The following is a 22,937-nucleotide window of genomic DNA, read 5'->3' as shown; positions in this document are numbered from 1 at the left end:
AGGTGTATAAAGAATGAAAGATTTTCAAAACGGAATTGAGACGAAATGCATTCACTCAGGCTATGAGCCAAAAAACGGCGAGCCTAGAATGATTCCTATTGTTCAAAGTACAACTTTTAAGTATGACACAAGCGAAGCAATGGGAAAACTTTTTGACCTTGAAGATTCTGGCTATTTTTACAGCAGACTCCAGAATCCTACAAATGATTATGTGGCTGCGAAAATTGCTGCTCTTGAAGGTGGAACTGCCGCTATGCTCACTTCTTCCGGCCAGGCGGCAAACTTTTTTGCGGTTTTTAATATTGCAAGCGCAGGCGATCATGTTGTTGTTTCTTCTACAATTTATGGAGGAACTTTCAACTTGTTCAATGTTACAATGCGCAAGATGGGAATTGATTTTACTTTTGTAGATCCCGAATGTTCAGAGGAGGAACTTAATGCGGCTTTTAAACCGAACACAAAAGCTGTTTTTGGCGAAACGATTGCGAATCCGGCTTTGATTGTTTTTGACATTGAGCGTTTTGCAAAAGCGGCGCACAGCCACGGAGTTCCACTTATTGTAGACAATACTTTTGCAACTCCCGTGAATTGCCGTCCGTTTGAATGGGGCGCAGACATTGTAACTCATTCCACAACAAAATATATGGATGGACATGATGCGACTATTGGTGGCGCGATTGTTGATTCTGGAAAATTTGATTGGCTTGCAAACGCCCAGAAATTTCCGGGCCTTTGCACCCCGGATGAAAGCTATCACGGCGTGGTTTACGCAAAAAAATTTGGAAAGGAAGGCGCGTTTATTACAAAAGCAACTGTTCAGCTTATGAGAGACTTTGGCTCTGTTCAGTCCCCGATGAATGCTTACTTTTTAAATCTTGGACTTGAATCCCTGCCGCTTCGTGTTGCCCGTCACTGCGAAAATGCCTTGAAAATTGCTGAATTTCTTCAGTCGCATAAAAATGTTTCCTGGGTGAACTATCCCGGATTAAAAGGAAACAAATATTACGAGCTTGCAAAAAAATATATGCCGAACGGAACTTGCGGAGTTATTTCTTTTGGAGTGAAAGGCGGAAGACAGGTTGCTGAAAAATTCATGTCGAACCTTAAGCTTGCAATGATTGCAACGCACGTTGCGGACAGCAGGACTTGTGTTCTTCACCCTGCAAGTTCTACACACAGGCAGATGTCCGATGAAGAGCTAAAGGCTGCAGGTGTTTTGCCGGACATGGTAAGACTTTCTGTTGGTGTTGAAAATGTAAATGATATAATTGCTGATTTAACTCAGGCACTGGAGGTTTAAGATGCCGCATATTACAGTTCAAATGTTTCCCGGAAGAAATGACGAAATCAAGAAAAATCTTGCAGAAAAACTTGCAAAAGTAGCGAGCGAGGAGCTTGGCAGGGGAATCGAGCATTTTTCTGTTTCTGTAGAAGATATTCCGCAGGACGAATGGAAAGAGCGTGTTTTTAACAAGATTGTAGACCCGGATAATAAAAATATTTTTGTAAAGCCTGGCTATACAATGTAGCAAATACAAAAATGTTTTTGTTGACAGTATCAGTTTTGCATGATATATTTTTTACTATGAAAAACACAACCCATTGGGCAGTAATTATCAATATCTCATCGTTGGCTTACCTTTACTTTAGCTTTTATTGGTTTTCTCGTGCCTTGCGGAAGTTTCGCTAGATAATAGCGAGCATTGTGTTTGCCGTATAACTGGTAAAATAATGGAGCCTTCCGCAGTGGAAGGCTCTTTTTTTTGCCAGACGGTTTAAATTTCGGAGGTTTTTGTATGATAGTGATTTTAAAGAAAGGCGCGACAGAGCCGGCAATCAATGAATTTGTTGAAGAGGTTAAGCAGAAAGGTCTTGGCGTTCATATTTCGACTGGAGTAGACAAGACTATTATTGGTCTTCTAGGCGATACTTCAAAACTTGTTCCAGAGGATTTCCTTGCAAATGATATAGTTGAAACTGCGGAGCGTGTCAGCGCACCGTATAAAATGGCAAGCCGTTCATTCCATCCGGAAAATACAGTTGTCTGCATCGGAACAGGGCAGAGCGGCGTTATTGAATGTAAAATTGGAGACGGAAAAACTGTTCCTGTAATCGCAGGTCCTTGCGCTGTTGAAACTGAAGACCAGATTATGAATGCGGCATTTGCTGTAAAAAAAGCCGGAGCAAGAATTTTACGTGGCGGCGCATACAAGCCAAGAACTTCACCTTATAGTTTTCAAGGGCTTGGAAAGGAAGGTATAAAGCTTCTTGAAAAAGCAAAGAAAGAAACAGGGCTTCCAATCTGCACGGAGCTTATGGCAATCAGCGAACTTAAGAATTTTGAAAATGTTGACTTGATTCAAGTTGGAGCAAGAAATTTTCAGAACTTTGACCTTCTGAAGGAACTTGGAAAATTTAATAAGCCGGTTCTGCTTAAGCGCGGTCTTTCTGGAACAATCAACGAGCTTTTGATGAGCGCGGAATATATAATGGCCAACGGAAACGAAAATGTCATTCTTTGCGAGCGCGGAATTAGAACTTATGACGGATATACACGCAACTGCCTTGATGTAAGCGCAGTTCCTTATCTTCATAAAGTTTCACACTTACCGGTTGTGATTGACCCAAGCCATGCCTGCGGAATCAGATGGATGGTAGGAACTCTTGCCCAGTCTGCTGTTGCCGCCGGTGCTGACGGACTTGAAATTGAAGTTCACTGCTGCCCTGAAAAGGCTTGGAGCGATGCAAGCCAGCAGCTTCCACCTAGTCAGTTTGAAGAACTCATGATTAAGCTTGGAAAATATGCGGCTGTTGAAGGAAAAACTATGTAAAAAAATGCCGGATTCTTAATAAGAAAAAAAGTTCCGGCAGCTCAACAATAGAAGGATTTCAAATTGAAAAATTTATCAGACTTGACTTATGGAATTGTTGGATTCGGTCTTATGGGCGGCTCTCTTGGAAAGGCAATCAGGGAAAATGTGCTTTCAGTTTCTTCTGCCAGCGGAAAGATTCTTGCTGCGGACATAAATGAAGCATCCCTTTCCTTGGCGAGAGAACAGCACATTGCGGATGAAACTTTTCTTATCAGCAAAGTTGACTCTATGCTTTGCCAGTGTGATTTTGTTTTTGTGTGCCTTTATCCTCATGCGACTTTGGAATTTTTAATTCAGCACAAAAATAATTTTAAGCCCGGTTCAATCGTAACGGACATAAGCGGAGTCAAGTCTGAAATATTTTCTCGCCTGAATGAAATTCTTTCCGGTGGATTTGATTTTATTCCGGGGCATCCGATGGCTGGCAGCGAAAAGGAAGGCTATGCAAATTCATGTGGTTCAATTTTTAAGAATCATAACTACATTTTAATGCCGCTAAAACAGAATAAAATCGAAAATCTGGAACTCTTTAAGCAGCTTGTTTCGCTTATGGGATTTACCAGGATTGTAGAAACTGATGCTTTTGTTCACGACCATAAAATTGCTTTTACTTCCCAGCTTTGCCATGTCATTGCGAGCGCGCTTGTTGATAGTGCGGAAGATTCCAAGATAACGGCTTTTGGCGGCGGAAGCTTTGAGGACTTGACTAGAATCGCCATGATTAATGCTCCTTTGTGGACAGAACTTTTCCTTGCAAATAAAAAAGAACTTCTGCTTCACATTGAAAATTTTGAAAAATCTCTTAATGAGCTAAAAGGATTTATAGAAAAAAACAACGCTTCTTCCCTGAAGTCTTATCTTGAAAATGTCCGAGAAAAACGCATTTCCATGAGCCGTATAGAAGTAAAAGTGTAGGGTTCAAAAGCAAGGTTGATTCAGTTTCTTTACTTTTGAAGCAGTTTGAAAACTCCGTCGTCTGGATTGAATTCAACTCCTTCACCGTCAGCTTCTTTTGGAAAAGTTCCTTTAAGAAAATAGTCGTCAAGAAGATGAATGTAATATTTTGCAACGTTGTCATTGCTGTTTTTTTTCGCAAGGGAAGACAATAGTTCTTTAGCTTTTGTGTAATTTTTGTTGCTGAATTTAGCCATTGCGCTTTCCCAGTTCTGCATATAATCAAGAAGTTCTGGAGATGCAAGAGATTTTTCTTCAATAAGTTCATAAAGTCCAATCGGTGTGTTGATGTTTACAACCCGAACACGGTCAAGAGAACGCACAACGAATCTGTCTCCAATCAATTCTTTTGTGCTTTGGCTAATAAGAATTCCATTTGTGTGATACTGCTTGTTTACACCTTCAAGACGGGACGCAAGGTTTACATTGTTGCCCATCATTGTGTAATTCTTTTTCTTTTCCGAACCAAAATAGCCTGCAATCATTTCACCTGAATTAATTCCGATTCTAGTGAAAATTGTCTTGCTGTTTGCCACAAGAGTTTTAAATGCAGAATACAAAGCTTCTTCCATCCATGAAGGCTTAGGATTTTGCGAATAGCGTATAATATCTTGATTCATTACTTGTTCTGCTTTTTTCATTTTTATTGCGGCGGCACACGCATGAACTGCATGGTCTGGCATTGCAACTGGCGCGCCGACAAGTGCAACAATCGCATCTCCTTCGTATTTATCAACAGTTCCTTTTTCATCAATTATGATGTCAGACATTTTTGTAAGATAAAAGTTTAGTAGACAGCCTAGCTCTTTTGCTGTGAGCAGTTCGCTAAAGGATGAAAATTTCTGAATGTCTGTAAAAATCGCCGACATTTCAAATTCTTTTCCTCCCAATGTAAACGAAGAAGAGTCATTTATAATTTGATTGACAACATCTTTTGAAAGACATTGGCTGAACGCAGAACGGATAAAGCGTTTTTGCTTTCCTTCTACAGACAAACTTACAACAACACTTGCCATTTCTGAAATAAGAAAAGCGAACAAAGGCGCAATCATTAAAAGCCAAAATCCGTTGTTAAACAAAATCACAGGTACAAAAATTGAAACCGCGATTCCAGCAAAGATTCCCGCTGAAATAAAAATCGCAGAAAACCGTGGAGAAATTTTTTCACTTATGACTGCAAACAAAGACGCAAAGAATGCCAATGCAATCAGCCATAAAAGAGAAATGCAAAATGGAACTTTTTTTATAAAGCTTTCTGTAAGGTAATTATCCAAAGTTGTAATATGAATTCCGACTCCCGGATAAACTTGTGAAACCGGCGTTGAGCAAATGTCAAAAAGCCCTGGAGCATAGTATGCGCAGAAAATATAAAGGTCATTGAAATCCTCTGGAGACAAAACACCTTCCTTTCCTTGTAGCCAAAGATCATGGCTTTCAAGTATATCTTTTGCGCTGTATGGAAAATAATCATCTATGGATTTTGTAAAACGCAAAAGGGCAGTGTTGTTGTCTACTACAGGAATAGAAGAAAAGTCAGGAGCTTCTTCATTTAAGAAAAGAGGTGCAAGTCCGAGCGTTGGATATTCAGTATCATTAAATGTATCAAAAAGGCGAGTGCGGCGGATAATATCGTCGCTGTCTTTTGCGCTTGTAATGTTTCCTAGAAGAGCCGCATTGTCATTGATTGGCTTTACAGGCATTAAAGTTTTTCCGTAGTCTTCTGCGGAATAAAAAAATGTCTGGATAACTTTTTTACTTTTTGCCTCTGCCGCGCCTAAAGCAATGTCATCTTCTTCTCCATATATAGAAGGCTCTGTGTAAAGAATATCAAATGTAATTGCCTTAGGATTTCCAGCTGAAATAAAATCAACCATTCTTCCATAAGCTTCTCTAGGCCAAGGCCATGACCAGTTGTATTTTTCTTTTGCCCAGTCAATGCTTTTCTGATCAACAATAATCAGACATATTTCTTCGCAAGGCTGCTTGTATTTTGCAGCGTTTGTCATGCGAAGGTCATAAGATTTGTTTTCAAAAGCGTTAAATGCTTTTGAAAAGTGAAAGATTAAAGTTATCAGAATGCTTGAAAGGGCAATGATTATGGCTCTTGTCCAAAGCTTATGTTTTTGTTTCATGGCTATTTTATTCCTGCTAAAGCGTTTTCAAATCTTGACTGGCGGACATCTCTACTGATTCCTGTGAAATTAAAGTTTTTAAGAATCTTTTGCACACTGTTGATTCTGGTCTCTGGCTTTGGATGAGTTTTTCCCCAGCCTGAATCTTCTCCGCTACTTTTTGCTTTGAGCATTTTGAGGACATCAGTCAAGGCGTTTGGATCATAGCCTGCGTCTGCCATAAGCGAAACTGCTTTTTCGTCAGCTTTGAATTCCTGGCCTTTTGTGTATCCGGTTTCTGTAATGATATTCATCATTGAAATGCTGGAACTGGTAAGAAAATCCGCGGACTGTTTTTCCTCTTGATTAAGATTTGAAAACTGCTTTGTGTAGTTTTTTGCCATTGTTGCAGAATTTGAAATTGCTTCTGTTGTTCTTACAGTCTTGATTGCTGTGGTTGCATGTTTTAGCTGAATGTGTGCAATTTCATGTGCAATAATTGCTGCGACCTCATCCTCTGAATTGCAGCATTTCAAAATTCCTGTTGTAATAAAAATGTGCCCGCCGCTTGTAGACAACGCATTGATTTCATCTGAATCAAGAATCGCAACGCAATAATCCTTGTAAATTTTTGGCGTGTCGGAATTCATTGTGATTGCTTTGCAAATTTTATTAACATAAGCAGTTGCTTTTGGAGATGCCGTGTAAAGCTTGTATTCAGTAAGAACATTGGACGCAACAGTTCTTCCAATAAAATATGAGTCCTGCGTTGTAATAGGCTCTGCGGCTCTGTCGATTGACTCAACTGTGCTGCTGGCTTGCTCAAGTGTTTTCTTTACATCCTGGCTTTTTTGAACAGCGGAGTTTACTTTGTTTAATGCGCCAAAAATATCAGCAGAAAATGCGGCTAAAGAAACTGATGAAAAAATGCAAACGCAAAGAATTTTTTTTGATAGCTTTTTCATTATTCTTCACCTCCGGCATTGAGTTGTCCTTCTTTTAGAAAAGCAATGGCGTCTTTTTCTGAACAGGCATTTGTTTCAATTTTATCAACTTGAGCATACGAAATTTCATTTGCCTGGCTGTAAACTTTTTCAAAAGCCTTGTCCATTCCTTTTCCTGCAAGTCCAAGTTCTTTTGCATTTACGGAAGTTTTTCCGTTGATATTTATAATCAGTTTTTTTGTTGTTAAAGATGAATTTGGAAGCCAGCCTTTAATTTTTCCATCTTCGGATGAAATGCAGGACCAGGATTTTCCTTTTGAAGTAACTTTGACTTTGTCGCCAAGGTTTAAAGTTCCTGCGATGGACGCAAATTGGGATGCCTTGACTCTGACAATTGCTGAATCCACCTGCACGTACTGTGGTTTTGGCTCTGCGACAAATGCAGAAGAAATATTCAGCGCCATAACTGATAAAAAAATAACTTTGATTTTACTCATGTCTAAAGTATATCATTGTAATTGTTTGTGTTAAATAGCCCAAATGTCGAGTTTTGATAAGAACAGTAATTTAAGTGTTATTCCCATGCTAAGACACTGCGATGTTTAAGTAGTAAACTTGGTCAGGAATCTGTTGGATATTTTCAATAGATTATCGGGTCAAGCCCGATAATGACATAAAATTATAAAACTCGAAATTAAGGGTATATAATTATGGAAAAGTCAAATATTTACAGTACCGGCATAGTGGTACTGACAGTCCACGGTGTTACGTATAGACTGTCGGCATATTTGTCGACAGTCTATACACATATCTGCTGACAGTCTATCCGCATTACTCACAGTCAGTCTATATGCAATATTCATATATAGTCTATTCGTATACTGCATAGACAGTCTGTATTTGATATTTATATATAAGTTATCTGTAATGCTGTACATAGACTGTATAGTTAACCTATATACAGTCTGTCAGTGATGTTCTTAATAGCTTATATAGATAACGCTACATAGTCTATGTGCATTATTCTCTATAGCTTATTGACATAATGTTGCTATAGTTTATGCACCAATTTGTCAATAGCCTATCTGTAACTCACATTTGCATTTTGCCTGTATTCAGTTTATAATAAAAAATCTGGAGTAAACATGAATAAAGATTTTGAGGTTCTTGATAAAGTAATTGGCCGCGTGCCTGATTTTCCCAAAAAAGGCGTTTTGTTTTATGATATAACTGGAGTTCTTCGCCATCCAGAAGCATTCCGCTATACAATTGAGCGTATGGTGGATCTCTACAAGGATAAAAATATTGACGCTGTTGCTGGAATTGAGTCGCGCGGATTTGTATTTGCTGCTCCTTTTGCTCAGGCTATGGGAATTCCTCTTGTTTTGATTCGTAAAAAAGGAAAGCTTCCCGGAAAAACATATACCTGCAAATATGAGCTTGAATATGGTTCTGCTGAAATTGAAGTCCACACTGCCGACATTTCAAAAGGTCAGAATATTCTTTTGGTTGACGATCTTATTGCAACCGGCGGAACTTTAAAGGCGGCGGTAAATTTGATAGAGCAGGGCGGAGCTAAGACAACGGATGTCTTTGGTGTTATAGGGCTTCCTTTCTTGAATTATAAGAAAAAGCTTGAAGGTCTTAACGTTACAACTCTTGTAAATTATCAGTCTGAATAAGTCTTTTTTCTGCCGATTATATGATTTTTGTATCGTTTTATAAAAATTTATGATATAATTCTGAGTATGAGTACACATATTAATGCAAAAGAGGGAGACATTGCAGAGGCAGTTTTGCTTCCGGGGGATCCTCTTAGAGCCAAATTTATTGCTGAAAATTTCTTGCAGGATGCCAAGTGTTATAATGAAGTCCGCGGAATGTATGGATTTACAGGGCTCTATAATGGAAAAAGAGTTTCTGTTCAGGGTACTGGAATGGGGCAGCCTTCGCTTTCTATTTATGTAAATGAGCTTTTTCAGTTTTATAATGTGCAGAAAGCTGTGCGTGTTGGAACTTGCGGGGCTGTTCAAAAAGATATTGCGCTTAGAGATGTTATTCTTGCTGAAGGCGCATGTTCAGATTCCGGGTTGAATACAATGAGGTTCAACGGACTTCATTTTGCTCCTGTTGCGGACTTTGAGCTTCTTACAAAGGCGTATTCTGCTGCTGAAAAAATCGGCATAAAACCGAATGTAGGGCTTTGTGTTTCAAGCGATATGTTTTACGATCCAACGGAAAACTGGAAGCTTTGGGCGGAATATGGGGTTATGGGTGTAGAAATGGAAGCCGCGGAACTTTACACTCTTGCTGCGAAATTCAAGAGAAAGGCTTTGGCTGTTCTTACTGTTAGCGACCATATTCTTTTGGGTGGTGAAACTTCCGCAGAAGAACGCCAGGTAACTTTTACAAACATGATGAAAATTGCGCTTGAAGCTGTTACTGCATAGTTTTTTATAAAACAAAATGTCATTGTCGTACTTGATACGACAATCTCTAAATGATTTCAATATATGCATTTAGATTATTAGCCGGGTTTCTTTCAGAAACATCGCAGGGTCAAGTCCGATAATGACATAAAAATATAAAACTTGAAATAAAACCTAAAAAATTTAAATTAACGGGAGAATGTGAAATGAAACCTGTATTGTTGGTTCTTGCAGCTGGAATGGGAAGCCGTTACGGTGGAGTTAAGCAGATTGATTCTGTAGGTCAGCATGGCGAGTGCCTTTTGGACTTTGCGACTTTCGATGCTAAAAAAAGCGGATTTGGAAAAGTTGTATTTGTAATCCGTCCTGACATTGAAAAAGACTTTAGGGAGCGGCTTTTTGACAGAGTTGCCCGTAACTTTGATGCGGAATATGTTTTTCAGACGCATGATTCTCTTTTGACTGCTAGCGAGGCGGAAAAATCTTCTGCGCGTACAAAGCCTTGGGGAACGATTCATGCCGTTCTTTGCGCTGAAGAAAAGATAAACGCTCCGTTTGCTGTAATAAATAGCGATGACTATTACGGCAGGGAAGCATTTGCGACTTTGGGAAAATATCTTTCATCTATAAGTCCGGATTCTAATGACCATGCAATGGTTGGCTACGTTCTTGGAAACACTATGAGCAAAAGCGGTTCTGTTAGCCGTGGAGTTTGTTCTGTAAAAGATGGCTATCTTGAATCAATTGTTGAAAATACAAAAATCAGCTACAAAGGCGATGGTATTATAAGTGAACTTGACGGCAAGGAAATTCCATTTACAGGAAAAGAATGGGTAAGCATGAATTTCTTTGGATTCAGCTTGAAGGCTTTTGAACGCTTTCATAAATATTGGGATGAATTTAAGGCTTCTTCAATTGGCGAACTTAAGGCGGAAGCTTTATTGCCGGTTGCTGCTAGTGACATCGTAAAGAACGGTGAAGGCAGCATAAAATTCTTTACTTCTTCTGAAAAGTGGTTTGGAATGACTTATCCAGAGGACCGCGAGATTGTAAAGCAAGAAATTGCAAAGAAAATTCAAAGTGGATATTATCCTGCAAAGCTTTGGGAGCATTAAATGAAAAAACTGAACGCTATAAAGTCTGAAAAAATTTGGGGCTATGAAAACTGGATTGCTTCCACTCATAAAAATGGATTTCAAAAAGATTTCTTTGAAATGTGCGGCGGTGATTATCCTCTTTTGGTTAAAGTTATTCAAGCCGACAAGACTTTGAGCGTTCAGGTTCACCCTGATGATGAAAAAGCTGCTCTTTATGAGCACTGCCGCGGAAAAACTGAATGCTGGTATGTTCTTTCAGCAAAGGAAGATACAGAACTTGTTTACGGACTGAATGGAGTTTATAACTCAAGCGAGCTTAGAAAAGCTATCGAGGCGAATTCTTTGCAGGATTGTTTGCGCTATGAAAAAGTCAAGGCTGGAGACTTTATTTATATTCCGGCTGGAACTGTCCATGCAATCTGCGGCGGCTTGCGTCTTTTGGAAGTTCAGCAGTCAAGTGATATTACTTACAGATTGTATGACTGGGGTCGCGGAAGAGAGTGTCATGTAGAAAAGGGAATTGCCTGCATAAAAGACAGCAGCGTAAGAAAAATTGCGCCTTTCCCAGAAGCTTTTTCTTGCCCGTATTTTTCTCTTGAAGAAATCAATGTTGAAGATTTTTATTCTTCAAAAATAGAGAATGCTAGCGGCAAAAAAAATCCTCGTGATATAGTTCTTGGTTTTATAATTGAAGGAAGCGGAACTGTAAACGGACTTCCTGCAAATGCGGAAGATATTTTTGCATTTGAACCTGGAGAATCCGTTGAAATAAAAGGCTGCTTAAAGCTTATGAAAATTTCTGCAAAGTAGCTTTTTGCGTTTTAATTTTGAGCTTGGATTTTATAATTTTTTAGCCACTCTTTAAGCGGAGATGTCCAGTCATCGGAGTTACGGCTTTCTTCCATTAAATTTTTGTACATTTTTTTTATGTAACTTGTGATTTCTTTTGAGTCAGTTTTTTCAACATAAATAGAATCTTTAAACATCGAGTCAATAAAATCAATGGACATTTCTTCTGTTAAAAGTTCTGGCGCAGTTTTTGTTACCATGTATATTGCCGCAGAAATGCAGTTTACACTATGCTGCTTCATGTATAAAACTGATTCAGCAATTTCTATTCCATGAGTGTAAAGCTCGCTGTTCCATTGATCTTTTTCTGGTTCTGTAAATTCTTCACGTTCAAAAAGCATTTTATAAAATCCGATTGTAAGAACAACAATTGCAATGTGCAGGCTCGGCACGCAAAGATAATGCGGATCCCAAAACTGAATGCCTTTTGTCGCTTTTGTTGTTGGCTTTGGACGCACTGTTGTTGTAAGGCAGTGCGAATAAATTTTGTATGCTTCCTTGTAAAGCATAATCATGTACCGGACATATTCCGCGCTGAGCTTGATTCCTTCAAAGCTTCCGTAGCGTTTCATTGTCATGCACATAGGACGAATCCAATAGTTTACAAAGTCAAGATAGCATTGTGCGAATTCCGGCTTGAATGGAATTTTTGAATCCAGCTTGTGGTCTACTCTTTTTACTGGAATGTGTATTATGTGGAATTTTTCAAGATACTGAACTATAAAGAATTTTTGTATTACATTTAAAATAAAAACTGCAAAATATTTAAGACCAGTCCAGTGAAAAATGAACATTGCGTAGGCATATAGAACATTAAAGCTTTTTAAAGTTCTTCCTAGAGTCTTTTTGATTTTCTTTTGAGATGGCTTTTTTGCATTCTTAATTTTGAACTTGTATTTTAGGTTTTCTTCTTTCATTTTCCAAAAACTTCCTTTGCTGCTGATACTGTTTCCATTGCGTCCTTTGCATAGAAGTCAGCTCCGATTTTTTTTGCATAGTCTGGTGTTAAAACTGCGCCGCCTACTACAATTTTACATTCCAGATTATTTTCTTTTAACGCTTTATGAAGCTGGTTTATTGTTTCTTCCATATTAGCGACCGTTGTAGTCATTAGCGCGCTTAAGCCCACAAGCTGGATTTTGTTTTCTATAACTGTTTTTACAACTGTTTCTGCCGGAACATTTTTTCCTAGATCGATTACTTTATATCCATAGTTTTCAAGCATTGCCTTGACGATGTTTTTTCCGATATCATGAATGTCGCCAAAGACAGTTGCAATTGCTATGGTTCCTTTTTCTTCCTGCTCTTTTCCTGAAGCTGCAAGAGTTTCTTTTATTTTAAGGAATGAATTGCCTACGGTTTCTGCACTAAGCAAAAGCTGTGGAAGAAATTTCTTTCCAGTTTCAAAGTCTTTTCCTACGTTGTCAAGAGCTGGAACTATGCAGTTATCGATTATTTTTACAGGTGCGTTTTTTTCAAGAAGTCTGGCTGTTGCGTCTGCCGCCTTATCCTTGAAGCCTTTTTCAATTATCTGTATAAGCTCCTTTTCTTCCGTGTTTTTTTCTGCGCCTATAGTTTCAGTTAAAGTGTTTTTTTTTTCAGTTTCTTTTTTAGGAGATGCGATGGGCGTTCCGTTTATCTGAATGGAAATTGTTCCGTCATTAACTGCATCCGAAAGAATTTTTTGCCGGGCTTTTTCAGTTGTAGGATCAAGAGTTCCTGTGTAAGTCTGAATGTAGTCAAGGCAGTTTTCGTCAAAGCAGCCAAGTGCTCTGTAAGCTCTGTAGGTGTCCATCATCGGAATACTTGCCGGGTTTATGATTGCCGCGCTAAGTCCTGCTTCAAGTGCAAGCATAAAAAATCTTGAGTTTATAATGTCTCTTCTTGGAAGTCCAAATGAAATATTAGAAACTCCAAGCACAAACTGAATTCCTTCTTTTCCGAATTTTTCTTTTAAGATTCTGATTGCTTTTACAGTTTCAAGTGATGTTTTTTGTTCAGAACTTACAGTCAGTGTGAGCGTGTCAATAAAAATATCTCTTATAGGTATTCCGTATTTTGCGGCTTCCTGAATTATTTTTTCAGCGACTTTTACCCTTCCTTCCGCAGTTTGGGAAATTCCGTCTTCATCTATGCAAAGCGCGACAACAGCTCCGCCGTAATGTTTTATTAGCGGAAAAACTTTGTCCATGACTTCTTGCTTTCCATTTACGCTGTTTACAAGGGCTTTTCCGTTGTAATACCTCAATGCATATTCCAAAACATCGCTTTCGCTTGAGTCAAGTTGCAACGGAGTGTTGAAAATTTTTTGCACTGACTTCACCGCTTGAAGCATCATTTCTTTTTCATTTATTCCAGGAAGTCCGACGTTTACATCAAGAATATGTGCGCCTGAATTTATCTGGCTGTCTGCTTCGTCAATTATGAACTGCATATCGTTATTTTGGAGAGCTTCCTTGCATTTCTTTTTTCCGGTTGGATTTATGCGCTCACCGATAATTACAGGTCCTGCTGCCCCTCCTGCCTGAACAGTTTTGTTGTAGGAACATATAAATGACTGGAACTTTTCTTTTTTTGCCTTCAGTTTTTTTTCTGAAAGTTTTTCTGCCATTGTTTTTATATGATCTGGAGTTGTTCCGCAGCAGCCTCCGAAAATTGAAACTCCAGACTCAAGTATTTTTTCCTGTGCATTTGTAAATTCTTCTGGAGTTACCTTGAATACATCTTTTCCGTTTATAACTTCTGGAAGTCCTGCGTTTGGCTGGGAAAGAATTGGAATGTGTGAATATTTGCAGAATTGATTTGCAAGTTCAATGTCTTCTTCAAGGCTTCCGCCGCAATTAAAACCAAGAACATCAACGTGCAGAGATTCAAGATAAGTTACGCAAGTAAGAACATCTGCACCTGTCAAGGTTCTACAATTAGGCTGGAACGTCATTGTTGCTATGACGGGAAGATTTGTATTTTCTTTGATTGCAAGAACTGCGGCTTTTACTTCATAAAGGTCGCTCATTGTTTCGATTATTGCAAGATCCGCGCCTGATTTTTCTGCGGCAATTGCAGCTGCCTTGTATGAATTATATGCTTCGTCAAATGTAAGAGGACCATTTGGCTCAAGCAGTTTTCCAATCTGACCTGAATCCCATGCGGTAAAGCAGATTATGTTTTCGTTTTGTTTTTTGCATTCAGCGATTGCTCCTTTTACTAGAGCGATTCCTTTTTCAATAAATTCTTGTGCTGAATGAGATGCGTTTTCAAGCTTTATAGGATTTGCGCCGAATGTGTTTGTGGTGCAAATGTTGCTTCCTGCAAGTATATATTTTTTGTGAATATCTTTTATTGCTTCTGGATTGTAAAAATTCAGATCTTCTGGAATAGAATAGGAAAGACCTGAAATTTTTTGAATCATTGTTCCCATTCCGCCGTCAAAGAAAACAGGCTCATGTTTTTGTATTTTATTAAATAGAAAATTTTTAAATTCGCTCAAGACAATCTCCCTTCGCTAGCTGTTAATTGCAGAAATAATTTTATCAACATTTTTGTAAATTTCTTGGGCTACAGAAGGCTTGTTCATTGTGTAAATATGAATGCCTCTTACTCCGTTTGAAATAAGGTCTATAATCTGGTCTGTTGCATAAGCGATTCCTGCCTGGCGCATTGCTTCTGGATTTTCAGAAAAGCGGTCGCAAATTGAAAGGAGTTTGGCCGGAATATATGCAGATGAAAGTTTTACCATTTTTGAAACTTGATTGCTGTTTGTAATTGGCATAATTCCTGCTAAAACCGGAACATGAATTCCTTTTGACTGGATTTGATAGAGATAGCTGTAGAGCATATTGTTGTCAAAAAACATTTGTGTTGTAAGAAAGTCAACACCAGCATCTATTTTATATTTTAGGTTGTCTATATCTTCTTGCCTATTATGGCTTTCCGGGTGTCCTTCTGGATAGCAAGCTCCTCCAACGCAAAAGCCTTCATCCTTTAAAATCTTTGCAAGAACATTTGCGTGGTCAAGTTCATTGCTCAGTGGATTTGGTATTCCTTGCGGAATGTCTCCGCGCAATGCAAGGACATTTTCAATTTTATTTTTCTTCATTTGAGAAATTATATTTTTAGCTTCATCAATTGTATTTCCAACGCAAGTAAGGTGTGCAAGTGCTGGTGTTCCAAATGATAAAATCTTGGAGGCTATTTCAACAGTGTTTTCTCTGGTTGTTCCTCCGGCTCCGTAAGTTACGCTTATAAAATCAGGATTCAGATTGCAAAGCTCTTTTGCCGCGTTGACTGTATTTTCAAAATTCGCCTGCTGCTTTGGCGGAAAAACTTCAAATGATAGAAGCGTCTTTTTTTGTTCAAGAATTTTAGATATTGTCATTTGATTCCTCGGTTTTCTATTCTATAGAATTGAGCTTGCCTTTTCAATTTCATCAAGGCGTTTTAATTTTTCATCATCGATTTTTATAAACAAGTTTTTTTCCTGAGTTGGAAGCACAAGGCCTTTTGGACCGTTTTTTGCCCGACGCAAAAATTTTACCTGCGTATAATATAAATCTGCCTGTTTATTTTTTCTTGCTTTTGAATGGTAGACTGCAAGGTTTCCTGCATAAAGAAGAATTTCAAGAGGAATGGTTTTATTTTTTTGTGCTTTTATAAAAACATATCCGCCGGCATAATCTCTTGTATGCAGCCACATATCATGGCCTTTTACAGTATGTCTTAAAAGCTCGTCATTTTCAGAAGAGTTTCTTCCAACGATTATAATCCACCCATCAATTTCGTAATGAAGCCCAGGATGTTTTTTTTGAATCTGCTGTTTTGGTTTTGTATCATGCCGAAGAATCTGTTCGATTTTTAAAGTGTTTTTTTCTGAAATTATCCGATTGTATTCTTCGTCTAGCGAAGCTATTGCTTTTTTTTCAAGCTCAATGTCATGCTCAAGAGATTCTATTCCGGACACAGCTTTCTTATATTGCTCATAATAAGATGCGGCGTTTTCCTGTGGGTTCAGTTTTTCGTTCAGCCTTATATGAAGTTGTTCGCCTGTATTGTAGTCTGTACAATCTAAGTAAGAGCCTTTGATTTGGCTTGCGAATGAAAGAATTAAGTCCCCAGTGTGTTTTAGTTTTCCTGCGTTTTCAAATTCTGATTTTTTTTCTATAAGATGCTGAAGTGCGTTTTCCATTTTGCTTCGTTTTACATTGTACCATTTTTCAGCTTGAGCTAAGAGGCTTTCTCTTGAAAGTTTTCCGGCGCATTCTGTGTAATATAAATTGATTTTTTCATTGAATGAAAGTTCTTCTTTTCCTTTGAAAAAATCATTATCGTCGAATGTTCTTATAGGAAATTTTAGAAGTGAAAGTTCTTTTTCTTCTTCAGTTGGAATTTTTTCTTGCGGAACAAAAACTCCACCAGTGATTTCGTCTTTTGCCGGCCGGCGGTACAAGCAGTCAAGAATTTTTCCATTTTCATCTGTTACGATAATATTTGCCGCATTTGACCAAAGCCGGGCATAGATAAAAAGCCTGTCTTTCCATGTTGAAACATCGAATTTTACAATTCTATCAAGTCCTAGCTGCTTGCATGAGTTGATTCTCATTCCTTGAACGCGTGATTTTAAAAACTCATTGAATCTTAAAGGCTTTTCATTTTTTGGAGATTTTGAATTCGTTTTGTTTATTCTGCATGATTGCGGTGATGTGCAAATTACAATATTTACGGGTTCTGTTTTTCCGACAATTTTAAATGAAACCGTATCGTAGCCCGGTTGGATTATTTCTTGTATAAAGGAACCTTCAATGTTGAGTTCGCTCAATATTAAATTTATTTCATTGCAGTTTAAGGACATTTTTCAAAGTATATCAGATTTAAAATGGATAGTGAATTGGTATTTAAAAAGTTAGTATCTTTTCGTTTCCATTGATTTTAAATCGTCTATAACTTTGTTAAGTCTTTTTAGTTCCCGGTCTAAAGTTTTTTTGTAATCTAAAGAGCCTGAATTTATCCGTTCACGTTCATCTTCCCAGTTTTGAATTCCTGTCAAAAATAAGAATTTGAATTTCCCGATGTTTGCTTTTTCAGCCCAAAGCGAAGCTTCCTGCCAGTAAATGTATCCTGCTTCATAACAAGTTTTTGCTTTTTCAAGATTGCGAAGATATTCATCTTTCCAGGGAGCGTCGTAAAAATACGCGGCGTTTTTATCGTAAATTCGTCCAAGCCGCAAGTGCTGTTCTATTAATTTTAAATTCAAGTGCATTTGAAAAAGATAACGGTATTTTTCCCATTGAAGTTCATTTTCAATTTTTGTGTATGCGTACAGAGGATTGCAAAAATCTGCTTTAACTGCTTTTTCCAGCCAGTAAATATTTTCTATGCAGTCATCTGGTTGCTGCTGATAATGAACGTGATAAAGCTTGTAAAAATCTTCTTTATATTTAACCATATAAGCATTGCTTTTTTCTGCTGAAAAAAGAAGCGCGATGAGAAGCAAAAATAAAATTTTGGTTGCTTTAAAAAAAGACTTTTCCACCTTTTGAATATCGGAGAAAATGCCTGTTGTTTTTAGAATATTTTGTAAATTGAATTTATTTCTTCTTCAATTTTCCGGCTGATTTTTTCCTTGTCAGCTGTTGCGTCTATGCGGACTATTTTCATTCCTTTGCTGATTTCTGTTCCGTTGTATTCCGCAAGAACTTTTTCGTATTCTTCTTTTGTTCTTTTTAAGAAATCTATTTTTTCATAAATTTCTTTTTGTCCTCTTGATGAAATTCTTTTTAGTGAAATTTCCGGCTCGATGTCGAAAAAGAATAGAAGCCTCGGCAATGGAAAAAATTTATTCAGTGTCCGAGGAATTTCTGGTGAGCAATCTATGCTTTGGTATGCGAGGCTTGAAAATAGATAGCGGTCGCTCACAACGATTTTTCCTTTTTCACAGGCGGATTTTATTCCTGTAATTAGTTTGTTTTCTTCTATTATACAGTTTCCATTTATATGTTCATTTCTGTCTGCGGCAAAAATATAGGCGGCGGTTTCGTTTGTAACCTGAATTTCGCCTTTGAGCATTTTGCGAAGAAATTTTCCAGTTTCTGAAGATGTTGGTTCTGCTGTAAATAAAAATTCCGGAGTTCTTGATTTTAAAATTTCAAGCTGAGTTGTTGTTCCTGCTCCGTCAATTCCTTCGAATACAATAAAATTTTCTAAGACCATATTAAACATCTCCGTTGCCCAAATTCGGGCATTTCCTCAAATAATTTTTTCTGTTAAAATATAAACGAGATTCTTTATGAAATCTAAAGTGTTAAAGACAAGCATTGGCATTCTTATTTTTCTCTTGATAGCTGCGTCTTTTATTGCTGCGATGAAACCTGTTTATAGCAAAGTTGACGTAGCAATCAGAAGCTGTGAGAAAAAAATTGTGCTGGAACTTGAAAAAAATACTGGCATGAAGATTTCATACAAATCTTTATCGCCGTCCATTCTATCAAAAATCTGCATAAAAGGTATAGATGTTTTGGATTCAAAAAGCGGGCAGCAAATTATTTTTGTAAATAAGATTTATGTTCATTTCAGCTTGCCAAAAATTTTGAAAGGTGATTTTGAAAATGCTTTTGAAAAACTTTTGGTGAAAGATGCTTGTGTAAATATTGACAGCAAAAAAAATTCTGCAAAAACTGTTTCAGAAAAAAATAATTCAGCTGAAAATTCTTTTGAAAAAGTTGAATCCTTGATAAAAAAAATTGCCTTCATTCTTCCTTTTGATGTTCAGGTAAAAAATTTTAAATTAAATTTTACTGCGGAAAATAAAAGTTTTTCTTTGTCATTAAAAAATTTTTATTTTGGAAAAAATGAAAATGCTGTTGATTCCTGGTTAAAGTCAGAAGGAAATTTTTTATTTTATTCTGGTGAAAGAAGTTTTGGAGCAACTTTTGTTTTGAATGGGAAAATTTTAAATTCTGTTTCTGGAAGTTCATGCACTGTAAAACTTGATAATTATTATAAGGCTGATATTTCTCTTCGGAAGCTTGAATTTCTTGCGGCTTATAAAAGTCCTAAGATTGAAATATTATCTGTTCGTGAAGTTTTTCCTTTTTCCACGATGATTTCTTTTGATGTTACCTCAAAAAAAATTTTAGCAAAGTTAAAGTCAAATTCTTTTGATCCGCTAAAAATTGTTAGAACCCAAAAACTTCATCCTGTTGTGAAATTTTTTAAAGGAACTATTTTTTCAACTGATTCAGAATTCTCATTTGATTTAAATTCGCTAAAATATAACTGGAAGTCAAAAACTTTTTTTTCCTTGCCCAGACGTTTTGCAAAAGGCACACAGACTTTAAATGTTGAGGCTTCAGGAAATAACATTGATATAAATGTAAAAAAACTTTCTGCGTCCGGTGGGATTGTACAGGGAACTTTTGAAGGTTCTTTCTATATTCCAAAACTTCAGCCTTCTGGATATTTGAATTTAGAGCATTATTCTTTTTTTAATGGAAATAAAATTTCCGCTGAGATTTTTTTTGAGCCACGAAAAGACAAAGGTTTTGATTTTTTTATTCCGCAATTGTATTTTGGAGATTACAGTTGCTACACAGCTTTTCAAGGATATTCATCGCTTGGAATGTCTATTGAACTTGCATTTGAAGCTAGCGATTATTCGCATCTTGAATACGGTGAGCCTGGCAGAATAAATGCGAGCGGAAGTCTTCAGCTTGGAAAAAATATGTACTTGCAGGCTTCTGCTGAATTGAAAAATTTCTTTGTTGAAACAGGCGTTAAGACTGGAGCTTTTTTTACAGAAAAAAATGGAAGAAATGTTTTAAACAAAGTTGTAAAAATTTCCGAGCCTTATATTTCAAATGTTGAAGCTTACTTTGCCACAGATTTTAAAGATTACAATTACAATTCTCCTCTTGCAATTTTTGCCAACACAAAAAAAGACAAAGAAGTTTTGCTTTTATCTGTTGATGGCACAGGCGGAAAAGTCGGAACTTCAGTTCAAGTAAGCAAAGCTGATTTGATTTATGGAAAAAATTCATTGAGCGCGTCTGGCGGTCTTGATGTGGAATTTCCAAAGCACCAGATGACTTTTTCTTCTGATTTTACTTTTAATTCGATTCCTTATGCGTTTAACGGACTTTTTGTTTTTGGAGACTGGCTGAACATTACAGGAGACTACGGACTTGATGTCGCTGTTGACTTTAAAAATTTTATAGACGGCTCTTTGCGTTTTAAAGATTTGCCTGTTTCTGTAAATGATTTTATGCTTGCGTTTTCTTTGGATTCCAATTTTTCAGTTTTGTCAAAATATGACTGGAACTTTTTTGTTGAAAATTTTTCCGCTTCTGAACTTTCTGGAAAATTTCGTTTGAAGCCAGAACTTACTATAAAAGGCGAAGTGAATGAAAAAAGTTTTCTTGCTTCTAGCGTTGTTTATAAAGATTCTTTTGCGCAGCTGGAAGGCGAGGGCTATGCATTTTGGAATATAAATGAAAAAATTTTTGACAGTTCAACTTTGTCTGTTCAGCTGAAAGATTCAAAAAGTTCTGAAAAAATTTCTTTTCAGGCTGAGCTTACGAATCCTATGAGAGAAATCTTTTCAGTAGATAATTTGAAACGCGATTTTTATTTTTCAGCCGGAACAAAAGTCGAGGCGTTTCCTTTTAGCCGTTTTCTTTTACGACAAAACGAAAGTAATGTTTTAAATGCGGAACTCTCTGCAAGCGGAACTTTTGAAAATCCGTATTTGTCTGCAAAATTAATAGACTCTTCTGTTCTGCTTGGCGGTTCAAATTTGACGGCATCGGCAGAAGCTTCTCTAATAGAAAATACTTTTACAATTTCAAGTGCGGACATTTCTTGGAAAAATTTTCAGATAGATTCAGTTTCTTCAAATATTGACTTTGAAACTTTTTCTGGAACTGCCTCATTAAAAGCCAAAGCTCATGCCGGAGAAAAAAAAATTGAAACGGGAATCGAACTTGTACTTTCAAATCTTTCTGAAAATCTAGAAGGCTTTTTCCCGGAAGCCTATTCGGTTGAAACGACTTTTGCTTCAGTTGAAAGCGAGCTTGTTGCAGATTTTGTTCCGTTTAAATTTTCTGTAATCCGTTCTCCGGGAAGATTCGATATTGTTACTGATGAAAATCTTGGCGCATTTGGAGAAATTCTTGATGATGGAAAAATCAGTTTTTCTGTTGCCAAAGATAAGCCTCTTTATTTTGATTTAAATGGAAACATAAAAAAGCAAATCGTTGATCTTGATTTTGAAAACATTTTCTGGGACGTTTCAAGATGCGCCCGCATTTTTAATTCAAAAGTTTTTTCTATTTATTCTGCGATTGTTGAAGGGAATTTAAATTTGTCTGGGACAATAACAGATCCCGATATGGACGGACGGTTTGTTATTTCGGATGTTGACTTTAATCTTCCGCAGTTTGTTCCTGAGCATTTTACAACTGCCGAAATGAATGTTGATTTTTCGCAGGAAGAAATTTCAATTCCAGAAACAAACTTTAAAATCAAAGACGGAATTCTTGCGGCGAATGCAGTTGTTTCCTTGGACAGATGGTCTCTTGGGACTCTTGAGCTTAACCTTGCGACTTTGGAAGACGAGGATATTCCAATCGATTCAAAAGTTTCATACTTTAGAATAAAAGGCTACACTTCTGTTGATGCTTCTCTTATTATGGAAGATCGTTCTGTCAGCCTGAATGGTTCTGTTGGCTTACAAAATGCGGAGCTTTCAGTTTCCATGAACGCTTCTGATTTTACTCAAAAGAAAAAGCCTGTCGCGTCAAATGACATTGACTTTTCAATAAACTTGGATTTGATGATTGGAAAAAAAGTTCAGATTGCAATAAATCCGCTGGTTAGAAGCCTTGTTGCTCCGTCAACTCCGATTTCTGTAAATGCTGATACTGCGACTGGACTTTGGGGAATAAAAGGCGATATTGTTCTGCGCGGAGGAGAAGTTTCGTATTTAAGCCGGAACTTTTATCTTAAGCAAGGTCAGCTGATTTTGGATGAAACCCAGAATAAATTTGATCCTGTTATAACTGTCCGCGCGGAAACTCGCGAGCACGATACAAACGGCGATCCTGTTACAATCACGCTTTCCGCAATCTCGCAGAATATTTCAAGATTCAATGCGGTTCTTTCTTCTAGCCCTGCAAAATCTGAAAGTGAAATTATGGAAATTTTAGGGCAGATTGCTTCAGGCGATGCGTCTTCTGTCGGAAACTTTCTTGTTGCGGCAGGAGACTATGGAGTTCAGGTTACGCTTCTTAGAAAAATTGAAAGTGCATTGCGTGATTTGAGTAATTTTGATATATTTTCTGTCAGAACCACTATCCTGCAGAATTCAATTATGCAGGGACTCAATATGAACAGAGCTTCTGATAATAATTCTATAATTGGTAACTTATTTGACAATTCGACTGTTTATATTGGTAAATACTTCGGCGATGACATTTACGCTGATGCTTTGCTGCATTGGACTTATGACAAGACTAAACTTGATTCTGGTGGAACTTCGGGCAATGGTCTTGTTTTTCAGCCGGAAATCGGTTTGGAATTTGAAGCGCCTTTTGCCAACATAAGGTGGAATTTTGCTCCTGACTTGGGCGAGCTCCAGCAATCGTGGACACAGGCAACTTCTATTACACTGTCATGGCGTGTATCATTCTAA

At 37.4% G+C, this 22,937-nt stretch carries 18 protein-coding genes; 9 read left to right on the top strand and 9 right to left on the bottom strand.

Annotated features, from left to right (window positions below):
- The first annotated feature begins 13 nt into the window (after positions 1-13).
- From TRESU_RS09450 to TRESU_RS09435, 4 genes are all read left to right on the top strand, one after another.
- Positions 14-1,300: an O-acetylhomoserine aminocarboxypropyltransferase/cysteine synthase family protein gene (locus tag TRESU_RS09450; protein WP_013702027.1), complete on the top strand. Its 1,287-nt coding sequence runs from the start codon at positions 14-16 to the stop codon at positions 1,298-1,300.
- Between the two features lies 1 nt (position 1,301).
- Complete coding sequence (locus tag TRESU_RS09445) at positions 1,302-1,529, top strand: tautomerase family protein (protein WP_013702026.1); 228 nt, start codon at positions 1,302-1,304, stop codon at positions 1,527-1,529.
- 267 nt (positions 1,530-1,796) lie between these two features.
- Complete coding sequence (aroF, locus tag TRESU_RS09440; RefSeq protein ID WP_013702025.1) at positions 1,797-2,831, top strand: 3-deoxy-7-phosphoheptulonate synthase; 1,035 nt, start codon at positions 1,797-1,799, stop codon at positions 2,829-2,831.
- A gap of 63 nt (positions 2,832-2,894) precedes the next feature.
- The gene (locus TRESU_RS09435; protein ID WP_013702024.1) at positions 2,895-3,788 is read left to right on the top strand and encodes a prephenate dehydrogenase; all 894 of its coding nucleotides are present in this window, start codon (positions 2,895-2,897) and stop codon (positions 3,786-3,788) included.
- A gap of 29 nt (positions 3,789-3,817) precedes the next feature.
- Here TRESU_RS09435 and TRESU_RS14320 read toward each other — a convergent pair whose 3' ends face one another.
- The 3 genes from TRESU_RS14320 to TRESU_RS09420 are packed head-to-tail and all read right to left on the bottom strand — an operon-like array spanning position 3,818 to position 7,379.
- A complete protein-coding gene (locus TRESU_RS14320) occupies positions 3,818-5,959 on the bottom strand; it encodes a CHASE2 domain-containing protein (RefSeq protein WP_013702023.1) in 2,142 nt (713 codons plus the stop codon).
- A 2-nt stretch (positions 5,960-5,961) separates the two neighbouring features.
- Positions 5,962-6,903, bottom strand: a complete 942-nt coding sequence (locus tag TRESU_RS09425; protein ID WP_013702022.1) for a M48 family metallopeptidase — start codon at positions 6,901-6,903, stop codon at positions 5,962-5,964.
- Complete coding sequence (locus tag TRESU_RS09420; RefSeq protein WP_013702021.1) at positions 6,903-7,379, bottom strand: SH3 domain-containing protein; 477 nt, start codon at positions 7,377-7,379, stop codon at positions 6,903-6,905. Before TRESU_RS09420 ends, TRESU_RS09425 begins: the two co-directional genes overlap by 1 nt.
- A 648-nt stretch (positions 7,380-8,027) precedes the next feature.
- Between TRESU_RS09420 and TRESU_RS09415 the strand changes: the two genes are divergently transcribed.
- The 4 genes from TRESU_RS09415 to TRESU_RS09400 all read left to right on the top strand — a co-directional run bounded on the left by TRESU_RS09415 (position 8,028) and on the right by TRESU_RS09400 (position 11,218).
- Positions 8,028-8,564 carry an adenine phosphoribosyltransferase gene (locus TRESU_RS09415; RefSeq protein WP_013702020.1) on the top strand — a complete coding sequence of 179 codons (537 nt, stop codon included), beginning with the start codon at positions 8,028-8,030 and terminating at the stop codon, positions 8,562-8,564.
- Positions 8,565-8,630: 66 nt separating this feature from the next.
- The gene (gene deoD, locus TRESU_RS09410) at positions 8,631-9,332 is read left to right on the top strand and encodes a purine-nucleoside phosphorylase (RefSeq protein WP_013702019.1); all 702 of its coding nucleotides are present in this window, start codon (positions 8,631-8,633) and stop codon (positions 9,330-9,332) included.
- Positions 9,333-9,517: 185 nt separating this feature from the next.
- Positions 9,518-10,426, top strand: coding sequence for a nucleotidyltransferase family protein (locus TRESU_RS09405; protein WP_013702018.1), 909 nt, complete (start codon positions 9,518-9,520; stop codon positions 10,424-10,426).
- A complete protein-coding gene (locus TRESU_RS09400; RefSeq protein ID WP_013702017.1) occupies positions 10,427-11,218 on the top strand; it encodes a type I phosphomannose isomerase catalytic subunit in 792 nt (263 codons plus the stop codon).
- 11 nt (positions 11,219-11,229) lie between these two features.
- Here the strand turns inward: TRESU_RS09400 and TRESU_RS09395 are convergent, their stop codons facing one another.
- Genes TRESU_RS09395 through tmk form a run of 6 tightly spaced genes read right to left on the bottom strand, consistent with a single transcriptional unit; the run spans position 11,230 to position 18,460 of the window.
- A complete protein-coding gene (locus TRESU_RS09395; protein WP_013702016.1) occupies positions 11,230-12,174 on the bottom strand; it encodes a hypothetical protein in 945 nt (314 codons plus the stop codon).
- On the bottom strand, positions 12,171-14,744 hold the full coding sequence (locus TRESU_RS09390) for a homocysteine S-methyltransferase family protein (protein ID WP_013702015.1): 2,574 nt from the start codon (positions 14,742-14,744) through the stop codon (positions 12,171-12,173). The genes TRESU_RS09395 and TRESU_RS09390 overlap by 4 nt, the downstream gene beginning before the upstream one ends.
- Before the next feature lie 15 nt (positions 14,745-14,759).
- Positions 14,760-15,632 (bottom strand): methylenetetrahydrofolate reductase [NAD(P)H], encoded by an 873-nt coding sequence (gene metF, locus TRESU_RS09385; RefSeq protein WP_013702014.1) that lies wholly within the window; start codon positions 15,630-15,632, stop codon positions 14,760-14,762.
- Between the two features lie 21 nt (positions 15,633-15,653).
- Complete coding sequence (locus tag TRESU_RS09380; RefSeq protein WP_013702013.1) at positions 15,654-17,102, bottom strand: NFACT RNA binding domain-containing protein; 1,449 nt, start codon at positions 17,100-17,102, stop codon at positions 15,654-15,656.
- A gap of 51 nt (positions 17,103-17,153) precedes the next feature.
- Positions 17,154-17,783, bottom strand: a complete 630-nt coding sequence (locus tag TRESU_RS09375) for a hypothetical protein (RefSeq protein WP_013702012.1) — start codon at positions 17,781-17,783, stop codon at positions 17,154-17,156.
- Positions 17,784-17,815: 32 nt separating this feature from the next.
- Positions 17,816-18,460: a dTMP kinase gene (tmk, locus tag TRESU_RS09370; RefSeq protein WP_013702011.1), complete on the bottom strand. Its 645-nt coding sequence runs from the start codon at positions 18,458-18,460 to the stop codon at positions 17,816-17,818.
- A 76-nt stretch (positions 18,461-18,536) separates the two neighbouring features.
- Here tmk and TRESU_RS09365 point away from each other — a divergent pair, with 76 nt between their 5' ends.
- Positions 18,537-22,937 (top strand): translocation/assembly module TamB domain-containing protein, encoded by a 4,401-nt coding sequence (locus TRESU_RS09365; protein ID WP_013702010.1) that lies wholly within the window; start codon positions 18,537-18,539, stop codon positions 22,935-22,937.

The organism is Treponema succinifaciens DSM 2489, from assembly GCF_000195275.1.
Classification (GTDB): domain Bacteria; phylum Spirochaetota; class Spirochaetia; order Treponematales; family Treponemataceae; genus Treponema_D; species Treponema_D succinifaciens.
This window is presented reverse-complemented; position numbering and strand designations above follow the sequence as displayed.